This is a genomic window from Corynebacterium sp. 32222D000AT (assembly GCF_053546955.1).
On record NZ_JBPPVW010000008.1, the window covers coordinates 1 to 14,508 of the forward strand.

The 14,508-nt window shown below is 67.8% G+C and carries 15 protein-coding genes; 2 read left to right on the plus strand and 13 right to left on the minus strand.

All coding sequences use genetic code 11. From position 1 onward, the window contains the following. Window positions 1–291: 291 nt before the first annotated feature. From ACEE23_RS06360 to ACEE23_RS06395, 8 genes are read right to left on the minus strand one after another with little or no spacing between them, the layout of a single operon-like run. Entirely contained in the window at window positions 292–1,029 is a 738-nt protein-coding gene (locus ACEE23_RS06360) for a TSUP family transporter (RefSeq protein WP_368521089.1), read from the minus strand. Next, window positions 1,026–1,499, minus strand: coding sequence for a pantetheine-phosphate adenylyltransferase (coaD, locus tag ACEE23_RS06365; RefSeq protein WP_368519749.1), 474 nt, complete (start codon window positions 1,497–1,499; stop codon window positions 1,026–1,028). The genes ACEE23_RS06360 and coaD overlap by 4 nt, the downstream gene beginning before the upstream one ends. Window positions 1,500–1,527: 28 nt before the next feature. Further along, complete coding sequence (rsmD, locus tag ACEE23_RS06370) at window positions 1,528–2,091, minus strand: 16S rRNA (guanine(966)-N(2))-methyltransferase RsmD (RefSeq protein ID WP_368519748.1); 564 nt, start codon at window positions 2,089–2,091, stop codon at window positions 1,528–1,530. After that, a complete protein-coding gene (locus ACEE23_RS06375; RefSeq protein WP_296205180.1) occupies window positions 2,088–2,303 on the minus strand; it encodes an acetyl-CoA carboxylase biotin carboxyl carrier protein subunit in 216 nt (71 codons plus the stop codon). Before ACEE23_RS06375 ends, rsmD begins: the two co-directional genes overlap by 4 nt. Window positions 2,304–2,329: 26 nt before the next feature. After that, a complete protein-coding gene (locus ACEE23_RS06380) occupies window positions 2,330–4,405 on the minus strand; it encodes an ATP-dependent DNA helicase RecG (RefSeq protein ID WP_368519747.1) in 2,076 nt (691 codons plus the stop codon). A gap of 5 nt (window positions 4,406–4,410) precedes the next feature. Next, on the minus strand, window positions 4,411–5,763 hold the full coding sequence (locus ACEE23_RS06385; RefSeq protein ID WP_368519746.1) for a DAK2 domain-containing protein: 1,353 nt from the start codon (window positions 5,761–5,763) through the stop codon (window positions 4,411–4,413). A gap of 10 nt (window positions 5,764–5,773) precedes the next feature. Beyond that, a complete protein-coding gene (locus tag ACEE23_RS06390) occupies window positions 5,774–6,430 on the minus strand; it encodes a uracil-DNA glycosylase (RefSeq protein ID WP_368519745.1) in 657 nt (218 codons plus the stop codon). A 4-nt stretch (window positions 6,431–6,434) separates the two neighbouring features. Further along, a complete protein-coding gene (locus ACEE23_RS06395; RefSeq protein ID WP_448871766.1) occupies window positions 6,435–7,391 on the minus strand; it encodes a thiamine-phosphate kinase in 957 nt (318 codons plus the stop codon). A gap of 28 nt (window positions 7,392–7,419) precedes the next feature. Here ACEE23_RS06395 and ACEE23_RS06400 point away from each other — a divergent pair, with 28 nt between their 5' ends. Continuing rightward, window positions 7,420–8,340 carry a DUF3515 domain-containing protein gene (locus ACEE23_RS06400; protein ID WP_448871764.1) on the plus strand — a complete coding sequence of 307 codons (921 nt, stop codon included), beginning with the start codon at window positions 7,420–7,422 and terminating at the stop codon, window positions 8,338–8,340. Here the strand turns inward: ACEE23_RS06400 and ACEE23_RS06405 are convergent. Together ACEE23_RS06405 and ACEE23_RS06410 are read right to left on the minus strand one after the other, a co-directional pair. Then, window positions 8,337–9,419 carry a D-alanine--D-alanine ligase family protein gene (locus ACEE23_RS06405; protein WP_368519742.1) on the minus strand — a complete coding sequence of 361 codons (1,083 nt, stop codon included), beginning with the start codon at window positions 9,417–9,419 and terminating at the stop codon, window positions 8,337–8,339. The two genes, ACEE23_RS06400 and ACEE23_RS06405, sit on opposite strands and share 4 nt — an antisense overlap. Before the next feature lie 22 nt (window positions 9,420–9,441). Beyond that, window positions 9,442–10,437: an NAD(P)H-dependent glycerol-3-phosphate dehydrogenase gene (locus tag ACEE23_RS06410; protein ID WP_448871762.1), complete on the minus strand. Its 996-nt coding sequence runs from the start codon at window positions 10,435–10,437 to the stop codon at window positions 9,442–9,444. 118 nt (window positions 10,438–10,555) lie between these two features. On the opposite strand from ACEE23_RS06410, the gene ACEE23_RS06415 reads away from it, so the two are divergent. Further along, window positions 10,556–11,554, plus strand: coding sequence for a bifunctional NUDIX hydrolase/histidine phosphatase family protein (locus ACEE23_RS06415; RefSeq protein ID WP_448871760.1), 999 nt, complete (start codon window positions 10,556–10,558; stop codon window positions 11,552–11,554). A 3-nt stretch (window positions 11,555–11,557) separates the two neighbouring features. Here ACEE23_RS06415 and ACEE23_RS06420 read toward each other — a convergent pair whose 3' ends face one another. Genes ACEE23_RS06420 through leuC form a run of 3 tightly spaced genes read right to left on the minus strand, consistent with a single transcriptional unit; the run spans window position 11,558 to window position 14,484 of the window. Next, window positions 11,558–12,400 (minus strand): hypothetical protein, encoded by an 843-nt coding sequence (locus ACEE23_RS06420; RefSeq protein WP_448871758.1) that lies wholly within the window; start codon window positions 12,398–12,400, stop codon window positions 11,558–11,560. A gap of 23 nt (window positions 12,401–12,423) precedes the next feature. Next, window positions 12,424–13,008 (minus strand): 3-isopropylmalate dehydratase small subunit, encoded by a 585-nt coding sequence (gene leuD, locus ACEE23_RS06425; protein ID WP_368519738.1) that lies wholly within the window; start codon window positions 13,006–13,008, stop codon window positions 12,424–12,426. A 36-nt stretch (window positions 13,009–13,044) separates the two neighbouring features. Further along, a complete protein-coding gene (gene leuC / locus ACEE23_RS06430; RefSeq protein ID WP_368519737.1) occupies window positions 13,045–14,484 on the minus strand; it encodes a 3-isopropylmalate dehydratase large subunit in 1,440 nt (479 codons plus the stop codon). Between the last annotated feature and the right edge of the window lie 24 nt (window positions 14,485–14,508).

A 14,508-nucleotide genomic window follows, 5' to 3' on the forward strand; every position in this document is an offset into this window, starting at 1 on the left:
TCCTGGGACTCAGGTGGCCCGACGAATGCGGCGAACCTGGCCACGTTGTGTCCGCACCATAATGGTGCCAACGAGGACGGGCCGGGCCCGGCGCAGACTCGGGGCCGGATGGCTAGGGTTGGTGGCCGGGTGGTGTGGATACCACCCGAACGCGTGCCGGCTTAAAACGCCGGCGGCCCCCTGCGGCAAGCGCAGCAAGAACACGCGAAGAGGCGTCCACGGAACAGACCGTGAACGCCCATTCAGCGTGCCTACTCGGCGTATCTAGCTTGCGCGCCTGGGTGCCGTGCCTTAAAGGCTGGTGAGGCCGCGGATTACGGCGCTGGCGGCGCCGACCGAGGCGATAAAGAGTGAGAACTTGTGCGCCGCCCCGCGGGGTACTCGGCGCGCCAGCGCGGTGCCGGTGCTAATGCCCAGCAACATCGCGAGCAGGCCCACCGGCCACAGCCAGCCGCTCACCCCGTCGAAGCCACCGGCGCCCACCAGCAGCTTGGCCGTGACGGAGATAAACCCGCCCACCATAAAGATGGGCTGCAACGTGGCGGTATACATCTGCTGCGGCCAGCGTGCAGCCTGGGCGTAGACGGTGATGACCGGACCCGCGATGCCGGCCAGCGTGTTGGTAAACCCGCCCAGGATGCCGGCGGAGACAGCCGGACCGGTGCCTTGCATCTGCGGCACGAAGCGCTTGCCGAAGGTCACCACGCCCAGCGCAACCAGCAGTGCGCCGCCGACGATCACCAGCAGCGGCGCCGTATCCGTGCGCGCGACCAGCAGCCCGGCCGGGATGGATCCGAGCACCATCACCGCCCCAATCTGCGCGAAGACCTTCCAGTCCACGTCGTGGCGCACGGATATCGTCGTCAGCGCGGCGTTGATACAGGCCAGCACGTTGATGACCAGAATGCCTTCGACCGGCCCCATCAGCAGCATGAGGACGGGCCCGCCGATAAGACCCAGCCCCATGCCGGAGACCCGCTGCATGCAGGAGCCGAAAAGGACGACAGCGAAAACGGCCAGCAGCATCATGCGCGGTACTTGTCCATCACGGCGCAGGCGACGGCCTCGGGGAACATGCCCTGCACGTCCCCGCCGAACTTAGCGACCTGCTTGCACAGGGAAGACGAAATATAGCCGTACTTCTCATCGGTGAGCAAGAACATGGTGTCGATGCCGGTCAGCCGCCGGTTCATCTGCGCCATCGGCAGCTCGTATTCGTAGTCCAGCGAGGAACGCAGGCCCTTGACCAGGCAATCGATGCCGTGCTCGCTGGTGTAGTCAACCAGCAAGCCGCCCCAGCTGTCGACCTTGATGTCGGCGGGCACGCTCTGGCGGATGAGCTCCATGCGCTCGTCGATGCTAAACAACCCCGAGGGCTTGTCCGGGTTGCCGGTCACGAGCACGGTGACCTCGTCGAACAGCTGGTTAGCCCGGGTAAAGATATCGAGGTGTCCCAAGGTCATCGGGTCAAAAGAGCCCGGGCACACGGCCTTCGTCATGGCAGTAGGGGTCCTTCCTGTAGCGGTTCTATCCGGCGCGGTGGTACAGCGCCATGTCCATCCGCGCAATACCAAAGGTACGCTTCTTCAGCTTCTGGCCGGTCGGCTCAAAGCCGGCGGGCCACTCGGTCTGCGGGGAGTCGACGTGGCGCTCGATGACGACGATGGCATCGTCGGCTAGCACCGGCTCGATGGCGGCAACGAGCTCGTCGACGGCATCGAAGGCGTAGGGCGGGTCGGCCAGGACCATGTCGAAGAATCCGCGCGGGGCGCCCGCCAGGTAGGCCGAGGCCTTCTGCTGCCGGATGGTCACCCGCGGGTGCCCGACGACGCCGACGTTGTGTTCCATGGCGCGGCAGGCGACGGCGGCATCGTCGACGAGGACGACCTCCTCGGCGCCGCGGCTGGCGGCCTCTAGTCCTAGGGCGCCGGAGCCGGCGAACAGGTCCAGCACGCGGGAGCCGGCAAAACCCCAGCGGGCATTGAGGGAGGAAAACAGGCCCTCCCGGGCGCGGTCGGCGGTCGGGCGGGTACCCGTGTCCGGCACCACGATGGTGCGTCCCCGGGCTTGTCCAGCAATAATCCGCGTCATGGGCGCTCTCCAATCTCGGCCAGGCGGTCGCCACCGGCCACGGTCGAAAAATCCGGGACCAGCACCCGGCTCACGATGCCCGGCGCCGGGCTCACCACCGGAATCTCCAGCTTGGTAGCCTCCACAGTAGCGACGGGGGCACCGGCGTCCACCGTGTCCCCTTCCGCCACGTGGTAGCGGACGATGCCCGCGAAGGGCGCGCAAATTTCCATGCCCCATACCCTAGCACCGCGGCTGGTTAGTTCTTTTCCAGGTAGCTTAGTTTCTCCGCGTTCATCTCCTGCGTCAGCTCCAGCGCCAGATCCGGGTTGCGCTCGACCAAGGCGAAGGCGTCGGCGTGGCTGCGCTCGATGATGTCGCGGTCGCGCAGAAGGTTGAGCAGCTTGAGGCTGCGCCGGGTGCCGGATTGCTCGGTGCCCAGCACGTCGCCTTCCTGGCGCTGAGCCAGGTCCAGTTCGGCCAGCTCGAAGCCGGAATTCGTGGCCGCGACCGCCTGGACGCGGTTAAAGGCCGGGGTATGCTCCTCGGCGAGCGTGTGCAGCAGGCAGACCGAGGCGTTGCCGCCGCGGCCGACGCGCCCGCGCAGCTGGTGCAGCTGCGAGACGCCGAAGTTCTCCGCGTTGCGGATAAGCATGACGGTGGCGTTCGGCACGTCGACGCCGACCTCCACCACGGTGGTTGCCACGAGCACGTCGATATCGCCGCGGGCGAAGGCGGCCATCCGCTCGTCCTTGTCCGGCATGCGGCCATGCAGCAGACCGACGCGCAAATCCTTCAGCGGCCCGTGGGCCAGCTGCTCGGCCACGGCCTCGACGCCGCCCTCGCCCTCGATCTGCGGGCAGACGATATAGGCCTGGTGGCCGGCCGCGACCTCCTCGCGGATGCGCTCAAGCGCCCGCGAAACCCAGGACGGCATCCACTCCGGCACCACCGAAGTCTGGATCGGCTTACGCCCGCCCGGCAGCTCGGTCAGCGTCGACACAGCCAGATCGGCGAAGACGGTCATCGCCACCGTGCGCGGGATAGGCGTCGCCGTCATCACCAGCAGGTGCGGGCTAAAGCCCGGGTGCGACTTGGTACGCAGGGCCTCGCGCTGCTCGACGCCGAAGCGGTGCTGCTCGTCGACGACGACCAGCCCCAGGTCGAAGAACTCCACCTTGTCCTGGATGATCGCGTGCGTGCCGATGACGATGTCCGCGTCCCCGGAGACGATATCCAGCAGCGCCTGGCGCTTCTCGGCGGCCTTCATCGAGCCCGTCAAGCAGACTACCTTGACATCCGCGGGGACGGTGGCGGTCACGGACTCGAAGTGCTGTGCGGCCAGCACCTCCGTGGGGGCGAGCAGGGCGGCCTGGAAGCCGGCATCGGCGGCCTGCAGCATTGCCAGCACGGAGACCATGGTCTTGCCGGAGCCGACCTCGCCCTGCAGGAGCCGGGCCATCGGCGCGTCCTGGGTCATGTCGTGGGAGATGTCCGCAGTCACGCGCTTTTGCCCGTTGGTCAGCTCGAAGGGCAGGTTATCTAAAAGCTCGGCGCGGAAGCCGTCGTCGAGCGGCGGCAGCGGCTTGGCCCGGTGCGTTTGCGCGTCGCGGTGGCGCAGCGCCATCACCAGCCCGATGCCCAGCGCCTCGTTGTACTTAAGCCGCTGGATGGCGCGCTGCGGGCCGGCCGGGCCCGGCTGGTGGACCTGGCGCAGCGCGGTGTCGAAGCTGACCATCTGCCGCTGATCCAGCGGCTCGGGCACGGGAGGCAGCGTGTCAAGGACGCGCTTGACCGCCATCATGATGAGCCAGGAAGGCGCCTTCTCCGAAGCCGGGTAGACCGGGATCCACTCCCACTGGCTCAGAACCTCCTCGAGCTCGCCGGCGCTGGCCAGCCCCCGCAGGGCGCCGGAGCCGGCCACCGTGCCGTCGTGGCTATCGAGCATCACGAAGTCCGGGTGCTGCAGCTGCGGAGTCCCGCGGAAAAACTGCAGCTTACCGGAAAACATCGCCCGGCGCCCGCGCTGCAGAAACTTGCGCTGGAACGTCGGGTTGAAAAAGCTCACGACCAGGCCATTGTCCAGGAAGACGCGCAGCACCCCGCGGCGGCTGGTGGGCCGGAAATCGGTGCGGGTGATAACGCCCGAGAGGGTGACGTGGTCGCCCTCGTCGGCATCGGCGATGCCCACGTCGTAGCCGTGGCGCATATAGTCGCGCGGGTAGTGCTCCAGCAGCTGCCCGCAGGTGGTGTACCCGAAGGCCGCCTCCAACCGGCGCGCCTGCTTCGGGTCTAGAACCTCCGAGAGCTTTCGTTCATCGCGCCACCCCAGCATGCCCGCTACTCTACCCCAACTTCGGTGGCGATCCCGGGGACCTGGAGGGCCGCGACCTCCGCGCCGAGCCTTGCCCCCAGCTCCGCCGAGTCAATCGGCTGGGCAGACAGGACGGTGACCTGTTCCCCGCCCGCGGCCAACAGCCGGCGGCACGCCGCCTCGACGGCTTCCGGGCTCTCCTCATCTAGGATCTCCACGCGCATGGAGTCGGCGACTTCCTGCATGGCCTGCACCATCGCCGCGGTGTCCGGGTTGCCGGGTTCGTAGACGCTCAGCGCGGCCAGCCCGGCGACGAAGGATCCCGTCGGCACCACCTGGCAGCGGCCGGTCTCGGACTCAGTGCCGTTGGTGAGGAAGATATCGTTGTCCTGCGTCTCGCCCGCGCCCTGACCAGGCGCGACGACATCCACGCCGGCGGCGGCAAAAAGCTGGGCGACCGCGCCGTCGGGGGCGGCCGCGATGACCCGGCGCACCTGCCCGCGCTCCGGCGCGGGCTCGGCGGGGCTCGGCAGGACCTCCAGGCGCAGGTCGCTGACAGCGCCGGCGGCGAAGGCCTCCTCGATGACCGGGCCGGCAACGGTGGTGTGCAGGTGGACGGTGGCGGCATCGTCGGCCGCCGGGGCGACGACCAGGCAGTTGCCCATCGCGTCGAGGCGGGCCTGCAGGGCGTCGAGATCGCCGCGGAAGAAGAACATGACCTCGAGCCAGTCGGCATCCGGGGCCGCCGCGGCCACCGGCGCGGGTTGGGTGTCGGTGGACAGCAGGGACTCGAGCAGGACGACTAGGCCGGCCCCACCCGCGTCGACGACGCCAGCCGCGGCCAGCTCCGGCAGCAGCGAGGGCGTGTTTTGCAAAGCGATGCGCGCGGCTTCCACCGCCGCCTGCGCCACCGGCTGCAGGCGCGGGTCGTCTTCGGCCGCGTCCTCGGCGGCCTCCGCGGCCGCCCGCAGGACCGTGACCACGGTGCCCTCCACCGGCTGCGCGATGGCCCGGCTGACGAGCCGGACCGCGAGCGTCAGGGCATCGGCGAGCACTTGCCCGTCCAGGGGGCCGTCGTGGACGGTCTCCGCCACCCCGCGCAGGACCTGGGAGAGCACGAGCCCGGAGTTACCGCGGGCCCCGCGCACTGATCCGACGGCGAGCGCTTGGGCCACCCCGGCCAGGTCCGCCTCCGGGTGCTGGTCGGCCTCTCGCAGCGCGGCCTCCATGGTGTAGGCCATGTTGGAGCCGGTGTCAGAGTCCGGCACCGGGAAGACGTTCAGGGCGTTGATCTCCGCGCGCCGGCGCGACAGTTCGCCGGTGGCCCGGCCGGCCCACCCGCGCAGACCGGCCGCATCTAAGGACCCTAGAAATGACATGGCCGTTATCTTACAAGCGCCAGTCCACTTCGCGCGCGCCAGCCGCCCGAAGGTACTCGTTCGCCCGAGAAAACGGTCGCGACCCGAAGAAACCGCGGTGCGCCGACAGCGGCGACGGGTGCGGGGCGGCCAGCTTGTGGGCGCGCGGGAGGAACGTCGCGCACTTCTGCGCGTCCCGGCCCCACAGGATGGCCACCAGCTGCTCGCTATCCAGGCTGCGGATGGCGGCCTCCGTGACCGCCTCCCAGCCGTGGCCGCGGTGCGAACCCGCGTTGCCGGGCGCCACGCTCAGCACTCGGTTGAGCAGCATGACCCCCTGGTCGTTCCAGGCCGACAGGTCCCCGTCCGCGGGCGGGGCAATGCCTAAGTCGTCGTGGAGCTCTTTGTAGATATTGACCAGCGACTTCGGCGGCTTGACGCCCGGCTGGGTAGAAAATGCCAGGCCCATCGGATGGCCCGGGGTCGGGTACGGGTCCTGGCCCAGGATGAGGACGCGCACCTGGTCGCGCGGCTGCCAGAAGGCGCGGAAGAGGTTTTCGGCGGCGGGCAGAAACGGCCCGGCGTCCAGCAGGGACTGAATCTGCAGCCAGTGCTCATCGAGGGCCGGGCCCAAGACCTCCTCCCAGGACGGGTGGTAGGTCGGCGTGCACGTGGGGATATCGCTCATGGGTTTAGAAGGCCTCCCAGCCGGCATCGTAGGCGGATTCTTTCCCATCCACCGTAGCCGCCGCGCCCTTGTTAACGCTGCCGATGACCCGGAACCCCGACGGTGCCTCCTTCGCCGTGGTGCCCACCAGGGTGTGGTCCTCGCCGCCGGTAAGCACCCAACGCCACGGATCGACGCCCAGGGCGTTGCCGGCCTCGACCAGCAGCTCGTGCGGGGCGATGGCCGCCGAATCCAAGTCGATGTTGACTCCGGAGCGCGCCGCGATGGTGCCGACGTCGCGGATGAGCGAGTCGGAGATATCCGTCATGGCGGTCGCGCCCGCCGCCCGCGCGATCATGCCCCGGCTGGGCTCTAGCCAGGGGCAGCAATGGGCATCGATAAGCGGGTTGAGGTGGGCCAGCTCGGCGGGCAGATCGCGGCCAAAGCGCTCGAGCAGGGCCAGCCCGGCGGCGGACCAGCCGATCTTGCCGTGCGCGACCAGCTGCTGGCCGGGCCGGGCGCGGTCCAGGGTCATCGCCGGCCTATCCCCGCCCAGGTGTCCGATCGCGGTCACCGTGACGGTCACCTGCCTACCCTGGGTGAGATCGCCGCCCACCAGCTCGGCGTTATAAGGCTCGCAGCGCTGCGCGATGCCCTCCGCAATCCCCCGCACGAACGCCACCGGGGTGTCGGCCGGGGCGCTAATAGCCAGCAGCGCGGCAATCGGCCGCGCGCCCATGGACTCAACGTCGGCGAAGTTTTCTAGGATGGCCTTCTGCCCGATCTCGTTGGGCGTTGACCAGTCGCGCCGGAAGTGGCGGCCTTCGACCATCATGTCCGTCGCCGCGACGGTGCGCGTGTTGGGGGCGGCCGGAAACATCACCGCCGCGTCGTCGCCATTGAGTGCGCTGGGCGCGGCCGCGATGATCTCGCCGATGACCTCGTGCTCGCCCACATCGGCCAGAGTCGGGGTTAATTTCACCGAATACCTTTCGATAAGATTGCAGTTTATGGACTCTCAGGGTAACCAATTTAACCGCACCGCAGTCTACGCGCTGCTGGCTATCTCCTTAATTCTTATCGTGGCGGTCCTGTTCGGGGCCAAGTACTACTTTTCCACGGTGGCGCGGGAGCCGGTGGCGATGTCGCCGGTGCCGTCGCAGGAGGCATCGTCGGCCGAGTGCGCGGCGGTGGTGGACAACCTGCCGGGCAAGTTCTACGGGCACGAGCGCTCCGAGATCGTCGAGCCCGTGCCGGACGGGGTGGCCGCCTGGGCGACCATTTCTTCCGAGGCGACCACGCTGCGCTGTGGCGTCGACTTGCCGCTGCAGTACACGCCTTATTCCGAGACCACCGAGGCCAGCGGCGCGCAGTGGCTGCAGGTCCGCGACATGACGCCGGGGTCGACCCTGACCACGTGGTACACCGTTGACCGCGCCCCGGTCGTGGCGGTGACCACCCACGACGACGGCGAGCCCGAAGGCCTGGAGGAGGCCCTGGGCCAGCTCGAGCACAAGGACCAGAAACCGCACGCGGCTCCCCTGTCCCAGCTCCAGGCCGCAGACGGTGAGACCCGCACCCCCTGCCGCGCCCTCGATGCCGCCCTGCCGGACACGCTGGCCGAGGACTACCGGCGCCTGCGCGAGCTGCCGGAGGGCACCGCTGCAGGCACGGCCGTGTGGACCGCGCCCGGCCGCGAGGCCGTCGTCCTGCGCTGCGGGGTGGAGCCGGCGCCGGGCTATGCGGCCGGCGAGCAGGTCCAGCAGGTCAACGACGTGCCCTGGTTCGAGGACACGACCCTGGCGCCGGGTACTACGGCCAGCACCTGGTTCGCGCTGGGCCAGGACACCGACATCGCCGCGCACCTGCCCCAGGACGTCGCCGACAGCGTGCTGGTAGAGCTCGGCGATGCCCTCGCAGCCGCCGACTAGGGCTCCGGCGTCGAGGCGCCTGCCAGCGCGGTTTCGATGAGCGTGTCGAGCAGGGTCTCGTAGTCGACGCCGCTGGCGGCGAGCACCTGCGGGTACATCGAGATCGGGGTAAAGCCCGGCATGGTGTTGATCTCGTTGAGGACCGGGCCTTGGTCGGTGACGAAGAAGTCCACACGGGACAGGCCTTTGCAGTCCAGCGCCTGGAAGGTCTCCAGGGCCAGCTGTTTGAGCTCGTCGATGACTTCTGTCTCGAACGGGGCCGGGATGGTGGCGGAGACGACGTTGTCCAGGTACTTGGTCTCGAAGCCGTAGAAGCCTTCCTCCGAGTCGCCGGTGCCGTTGAGCAGCGCCGGCACCGAGGCCAGCAGCTTTCCGTCCGGGTACTGCAGGACGCCGACCTCGACCTCGGAGCCGACGATCTCCTTTTCCACGATGACCTTCTCGTCGGATTCGCGGGCCAGGCGGATGGCCTCGGGCAGCTGCTCCCAGTCGGTGACCTTGGAGATACCGATCGAGGAACCGCCGCGCGCCGGCTTCACGAAGACCGGCAGGCCCAGCACGGACTTTTCCTCTTCGGTGAGCTCGGAGCGGTCGCGGAGAATGACCTCCGGGGTGACCGGCAGGCCTTCGGCGACCATGAGCTTCTTGGTGAACTCCTTGTCCATGCCGGTGGCCGAGGACAGCACCCCGGTGCCCACGTACGGCACCGAGGACATCTCAAACAGGCCCTGAATGGTCCCGTCCTCGCCGAAAGGCCCGTGCAGGACGGGGAAGATGACGTCCACGTCGGCGTAGACCTCGCCGCGGGTGACGTTGACAAAGCGCCCGCGGGAGCTGGGGGTCAGCGACAGCGAAAGCTCGTCGCCGGCGGTGACCTCGGGCAGGACGCCATCGTTGAGCTGCAGGCCCTCGGTGGTTCCCGGGGTCCACAGGCCCTCGCGGGTAATACCGACGGGCACGACCTCGTATTTGTCGTGCGGGAGGTGGCTCATCACCGCCCCGGCGGAGATACAGGACACGGAGTGTTCAGTGCTGCGGCCACCGTAGACGACCGCCACGCGGATCTTTCGGGAACTCATAGGCAGCTAGCATACCGGTTGCCTACTCCGACTTCTTGGACCGACCCATCAATGCGACGATCATTTCCTCCACCGCGACCCCGCGGTGGCATACCCCGTAGACCGAATGGGTAATGGGCATGTCGATGTTGTGCTGCTGCGCTAGGCGGAAGACCGAGTCCGAGGAAATTACGCCCTCCGCGACCTGGCCGTTGGTAGCAGCCTTGGCTTCCTCCAGGGTCCCGCCCTGGCCCAGGCGGTAGCCGAAGGTGCGGTTACGCGACAGCTCGGAGCTGCAGGTCGCGACCAGGTCGCCCAGGCCGGTCAGCCCCGCGAAGGTCCGCGGATCGGCGCCCAATTCCACGCCCAGGCGGCTGATTTCGGCCAGGCCGCGGGTAATCAAGGAGGCCAGCGTGTTGTTGCCCAGCCCCTTGCCGGAGGCGATGCCGCAGGCCAGGGCGATGACGTTCTTACAGGCGCCGCCGATCTCGCAGCCGATGACGTCGGTGTTGGTGTACGGACGCAGGTAGTTAGTGGCCACGGCAGCCTGGACCAGCTGGCCGCGGGACTCGTCCTCGCAGGCGATGACGGTGGCCGCCGGCTGCTCCAGCGCGATCTCCTTGGCCAGATTGGGGCCCGAGAGCACCGCGATCCGCTCGGCGTCCACGCCGGAAGCCGCAATCACCTGGCTCATCCGCCGCAGCGAGGTCGACTCCACGCCCTTGGAGATGGAGACGACGGTGGCATCGTTAGGCAGGTGCTGCGACCAGGCATCCAGGTTTTCGCCCAACGTCTGGGAGGGCACGGCGAGGACGACGATGTCGGCATCGGCAAGCGCGTTTTCCGGCTCGGTCGTCGGGGCGATGGTGGCGGGCAGCTCGATATCCGGCAGGTAATCAGCGTTGCGGTGGGTCTCCCGGATGGTGGCGGACAGCTCCGGCCGGCGGACCCAGAGCCGGACGCTGTTGCCGGCATCGGCGAAGACCTTGGCCAGCGTGGTGCCCCACGAACCAGCCCCCATCACTGCAACTCGGACCATTAAGCGCTCCTCCTTAGACATCACGAACAATAGTAGTGTAGCCGGGCCCACCGCGGGACTATGATGGACGGCGAGAAATATCCGTTTGAGACCAGTTGCAAGGAGTAGGCGCGCGCCCATGCCCAAGCCCAAGAACATGCACGAAAACGACAAAGACAGCCAGTCCGAGGTCTTCATTTCTGGGCGTCACCAGGAAATTAGCCCCGATCCGGCCAAGGAATTTTCCCGGACCACCCTGGCGGCGGGCGCGGTGCTCTGGCGCGGCAACCCCCACGATCCGGAGGTGGCCGTCATCCACCGCCCGCATTACGACGACTGGTCGCTAGCCAAGGGCAAGGTCGACCCGGGCGAGTCCCTACCGACTACCGCCGTGCGCGAAGTCGCCGAGGAAACCGGCTACCGCATCAAACTGGGCAAGCTCATCGGCAAGGTCACCTACCCGGTCCAGGGCCGGACCAAGGTGGTCTACTACTGGCTGGGCAAGGTCGAGGACGGCGAGTTCACGCCCAACGACGAGGTCGACCAGATCCACTGGATGACCGTGGACGCGGCCATCAACCTGCTGTCCTACCAGGTGGACGCCGACGTGCTCCGGAAGGCAAAAAAGCGCCTGCGGCTGGCCCCGACCACCCGCGTGCTCTATGTCCGCCACGCCCGCGCCCTGCCGCGCAAGGGCTTTAGCGGCGACGACAACCTGCGCCCGCTGGACAAGAAGGGCCTGCGCCAGGCGGAGATGCTCGTGCCGATGCTCGCGCCCTACCAACCGACCGCCATCTATTCCGCGCTGCCGGACCGCTGCCAGCAGACCGCCGCTCCCCTGGCGGCCGAGCTCGGCTTCGACGTCACGGTAGACGAGCGCTTGGGCGACGACGGCTGGTTGCGCGACAAGGAGGCGGCGCGGGAGGCCTTCGATGGCATCGTTGAGCAGGGCGGCACGCCCGTCATCGTCAGCCAGGGCCTGGCCATCCCCGAGATGATCGCCAGCATGGACCCGGTGTTTTTGAAGTACGACGTCGACGACCTGAAGGTCAAAAAGTCCTCAGTGTGGGTGCTGTCCTTTAACGGCGGCGAGCTGACCGGCGCGGATTACCTGGCCAGCCCGCTGCCCGTGCGCTAACGCCTACCAGCGCGCGGCCGGGCGCTGGGTCAGCGAGCGGTAGGTCAGGACCCAGGCGAAGAAGAGCACCGGCAGCACCACGAGGCTGCCGACAATCGGAATGAGGCTCGCGGCCATCTGCAGCAACACCAGCAGGACGACCAGCAGCAGCGTGGTGCCAATATTCTGGGTGGACTGGCGGTAGGACTCCCACATCGCCGCGCCGATGCCCTTGGACGGGTCCTCGGCCTTAATCACGGGGACCCAGCACAGCAGGAAAGCGATGAAAAGGCCCGGGATGATAAAGAAGAAGCAGCCCAGCCAGACCAGGATCCCGTAGACGGCGACCGTGACCATGGTGCCGACGCGGCCTCCGTCAAAGCGGAACAGCCCGCGGAAGCTCACGCGCTGCCCGTTAGCCTCCTCGACGGCCCCGTGGTAGAAGTTCACGTACATCCACAGGCCCACCAGAAAAACGCAGGCGCCCAGCAGCAGCAAAACGATAAAAGCCGCACCCATGGTGGCCGACCCTGTGCTCGCGGTGCCTTCGGTTTCGAGGATGCCGGTAAGCGCGACGACCAACGCAAACGGGATCATCGGGAGGAACTGCAGCACCAGGTAGACCACCGCCGCGCCGAACCAGGGGCCGAAGTTCTGGAAGTAGCCCTTGAAGCCCTGGCCGACGGCCCCGGGCGCGTCCGGCGGGGTGGGCGCGTAGACCGTGCCGGATTGAAAGCCAGCCTGCGGGCCGGCACCGGCGTAGCCCGGCTGGCCGTAGGACGTGCCCTGGTTCGGGTTCTGGTTTTGGTAGCCGTAGCCTTGTCCGTAGTTGCGGGATTCGGAGTTGTTCCACTCAGGTGTTGTCATGACACCTGAGCTTATGCGAATTATTAGCGCACCGCTGGCTTAAACGACGGGCGGGTACCCTCGTACGCTGCGATGGCGTCCTCGTCGCGCAGCGTCAGCCCGATGTCATCGAGGCCCTCCATGAGGCGCCAGCGGGTGTAGTCGTCGACGTCAAAGCTGTAGACGTTGCTGCCGACGGTGACGGTGCGGGCCCCCAGGTCGACGCGGACGGCGGTCTCCCCACCCTCCAGCTGCTTCCAGATGAGCTCGATATCTTCTTGGGCCATGATTCCTGCCAGCAGGCCCGCCTTGCCCGCGTTGCCGCGGAAGATGTCGGCGAAGCGGGAGGAAAAGACGGCTTTGAAGCCGTAGTCGTTGAGCGCCCAGACGGCGTGCTCGCGCGACGAGCCGGTCCCGAAGTCGGCGCCGGCGAACAGGACGGAGCCGTCGCGGAAGGTCTCCTGGTTCAGGACGAAGGCGGGGTCTTTGCGCCAGTTGGCGAACAGGGCATCGGCAAAGCCGGTGCGCTTGACCGATTTCAGGTAGACGGCCGGGATGATCTGGTCCGTGTCCACGTTGGAATACGGCAGGGGCACCCCGGTGCCGGTGTGGGTGGTGAATTTCTCCATCGGAATCTTCTCCTTCTAGGGTTTTCGGCTCGGGCGCTATTCGGCGGACGGGGCGGCGGGCAGGTCGGCCGGGGAGGCCAGGTGGCCGGTCACGGCGGTGGCGGCGGCCACCAGCGGCGAAACGAGGTGGGTGCGCCCGCCGGGGCCCTGGCGGCCTTCGAAGTTGCGGTTGGAGGTGGACGCGGAGCGCTCGCCCGGCCGCAGCTGATCGGGGTTCATGCCCAGGCACATCGAGCAGCCCGCGGTGCGCCACTCCGCGCCGAAGTCGGCGAAGACGCGGTCGAGGCCCTCAGCCTCGGCCTGTTGCTTGACGACGGTCGAGGACGGCACGACCAGCATGCGGGTTCCGTCCGCAATGCGGCGGCCGCGCACGACGTCGGCGGCGGCGCGCAGGTCCTCGATGCGCGCGTTGGTGCACGAGCCCAGGAAGACGGTATCGATGGCGAGTTCGCGCAGCGGGGTGCCCGGTGTAAGGTCCATGTAGTCTAGGGCCTTCTCGGCGGCGGCGCGGGAGTTGTCGTCGCCGAAGTCCTCCGGGCTCGGCACATTTGCCCCCAGCGGCAGGCCCTGGCCCGGGTTGGTCCCCCAGGTCACGAACGGGGTCAGTTCAGAGGCGTCGATTTCGACGACGGTGTCGAACTCGGCGCCCTCGTCGGTCGGCAGGGTCTTCCAGTACTCGACGGCCGCGTCCCAGTCCGCGCCCTGCGGGGCAAACTCGCGCCCGCGGACGTACTCGAAGGTGGTCTCGTCGGGGGCGACCAGGCCCGCACGGGCGCCGGCCTCGATCGACATGTTGCAGATGGTCATGCGGGCTTCCATCGACATCGCGCGGATGGCCTCGCCGCGGTATTCGATGATGTGTCCCTGGCCGCCGCCGGTCCCGATCTTGGCGATGATCGCCAGGATGAGGTCCTTCGCGCTGACGCCTTCGGCCAGCTGGCCCTTGACCTCGATGGCCATGGTCTTGAACGGTTTCAGCGACAGCGTCTGGGTGGCCATGACGTGCTCGACCTCGGAAGTCCCGATGCCCATGGCAATGGAGCCGAAAGCGCCGTGGGTCGAGGTGTGCGAGTCGCCGCAGACGATGGTCATGCCCGGCTGGGTAATGCCCAGCTGCGGGCCGACCGTGTGGACGATGCCCTGTTGCTCGTCGCCCATCGAGTGCAGGCGGACGCCGAACTCCTCGCAGTTTTTCCGCAGAGTGGACACCTGGGTGCGCGAGGTCGTGTCGGCGATTTCGTTCAAGCCCCCGATCTTGATGCCCGTGGTGGGCACGTTGTGATCCTCGGTCGCCAGGTGCAGCTCTGGGTGGCGCAGGCTGCGGCCGTTGAGGCGCAGCCCCTCGAAGGCCTGCGGGCTGGTAACTTCGTGGAGGAGCTGGAAGTCAATGTAGATGAGGTCCGGTGCCCCATTCTCACCGCGGGTGACGACGTGGTCGCGCCAGATCTTTTCTGCCAAGGTCAGTTTTTGACTCATACTCTTCCTCCACACTTGAAATCT

What these genes read in the sequence shown, in the direction of transcription:
- ACEE23_RS06400 (WP_448871764.1), top strand. Translation starts at nt 7,420, where the DNA reads ATGGACTCTCAGGGTAACCAATTTAACCGCACCGCAGTCTACGCGCTG.
- ACEE23_RS06415 (WP_448871760.1), top strand. Translation starts at nt 10,556, where the DNA reads ATGCCCAAGCCCAAGAACATGCACGAAAACGACAAAGACAGCCAGTCC.
- ACEE23_RS06385 (WP_368519746.1), bottom strand. Translation starts at nt 5,763, where the DNA reads ATGTCATTTCTAGGGTCCTTAGATGCGGCCGGTCTGCGCGGGTGGGCC.
- ACEE23_RS06405 (WP_368519742.1), bottom strand. Translation starts at nt 9,419, where the DNA reads ATGAGTTCCCGAAAGATCCGCGTGGCGGTCGTCTACGGTGGCCGCAGC.
- ACEE23_RS06360 (WP_368521089.1), bottom strand. Translation starts at nt 1,029, where the DNA reads ATGATGCTGCTGGCCGTTTTCGCTGTCGTCCTTTTCGGCTCCTGCATG.
- leuD (WP_368519738.1), bottom strand. Translation starts at nt 13,008, where the DNA reads ATGGAGAAATTCACCACCCACACCGGCACCGGGGTGCCCCTGCCGTAT.
- coaD (WP_368519749.1), bottom strand. Translation starts at nt 1,499, where the DNA reads ATGACGAAGGCCGTGTGCCCGGGCTCTTTTGACCCGATGACCTTGGGA.
- ACEE23_RS06390 (WP_368519745.1), bottom strand. Translation starts at nt 6,430, where the DNA reads ATGAGCGATATCCCCACGTGCACGCCGACCTACCACCCGTCCTGGGAG.
- ACEE23_RS06420 (WP_448871758.1), bottom strand. Translation starts at nt 12,400, where the DNA reads ATGACAACACCTGAGTGGAACAACTCCGAATCCCGCAACTACGGACAA.
- ACEE23_RS06380 (WP_368519747.1), bottom strand. Translation starts at nt 4,405, where the DNA reads ATGCTGGGGTGGCGCGATGAACGAAAGCTCTCGGAGGTTCTAGACCCG.
- leuC (WP_368519737.1), bottom strand. Translation starts at nt 14,484, where the DNA reads ATGAGTCAAAAACTGACCTTGGCAGAAAAGATCTGGCGCGACCACGTC.
- rsmD (WP_368519748.1), bottom strand. Translation starts at nt 2,091, where the DNA reads ATGACGCGGATTATTGCTGGACAAGCCCGGGGACGCACCATCGTGGTG.
- ACEE23_RS06410 (WP_448871762.1), bottom strand. Translation starts at nt 10,437, where the DNA reads ATGGTCCGAGTTGCAGTGATGGGGGCTGGTTCGTGGGGCACCACGCTG.
- ACEE23_RS06375 (WP_296205180.1), bottom strand. Translation starts at nt 2,303, where the DNA reads ATGGAAATTTGCGCGCCCTTCGCGGGCATCGTCCGCTACCACGTGGCG.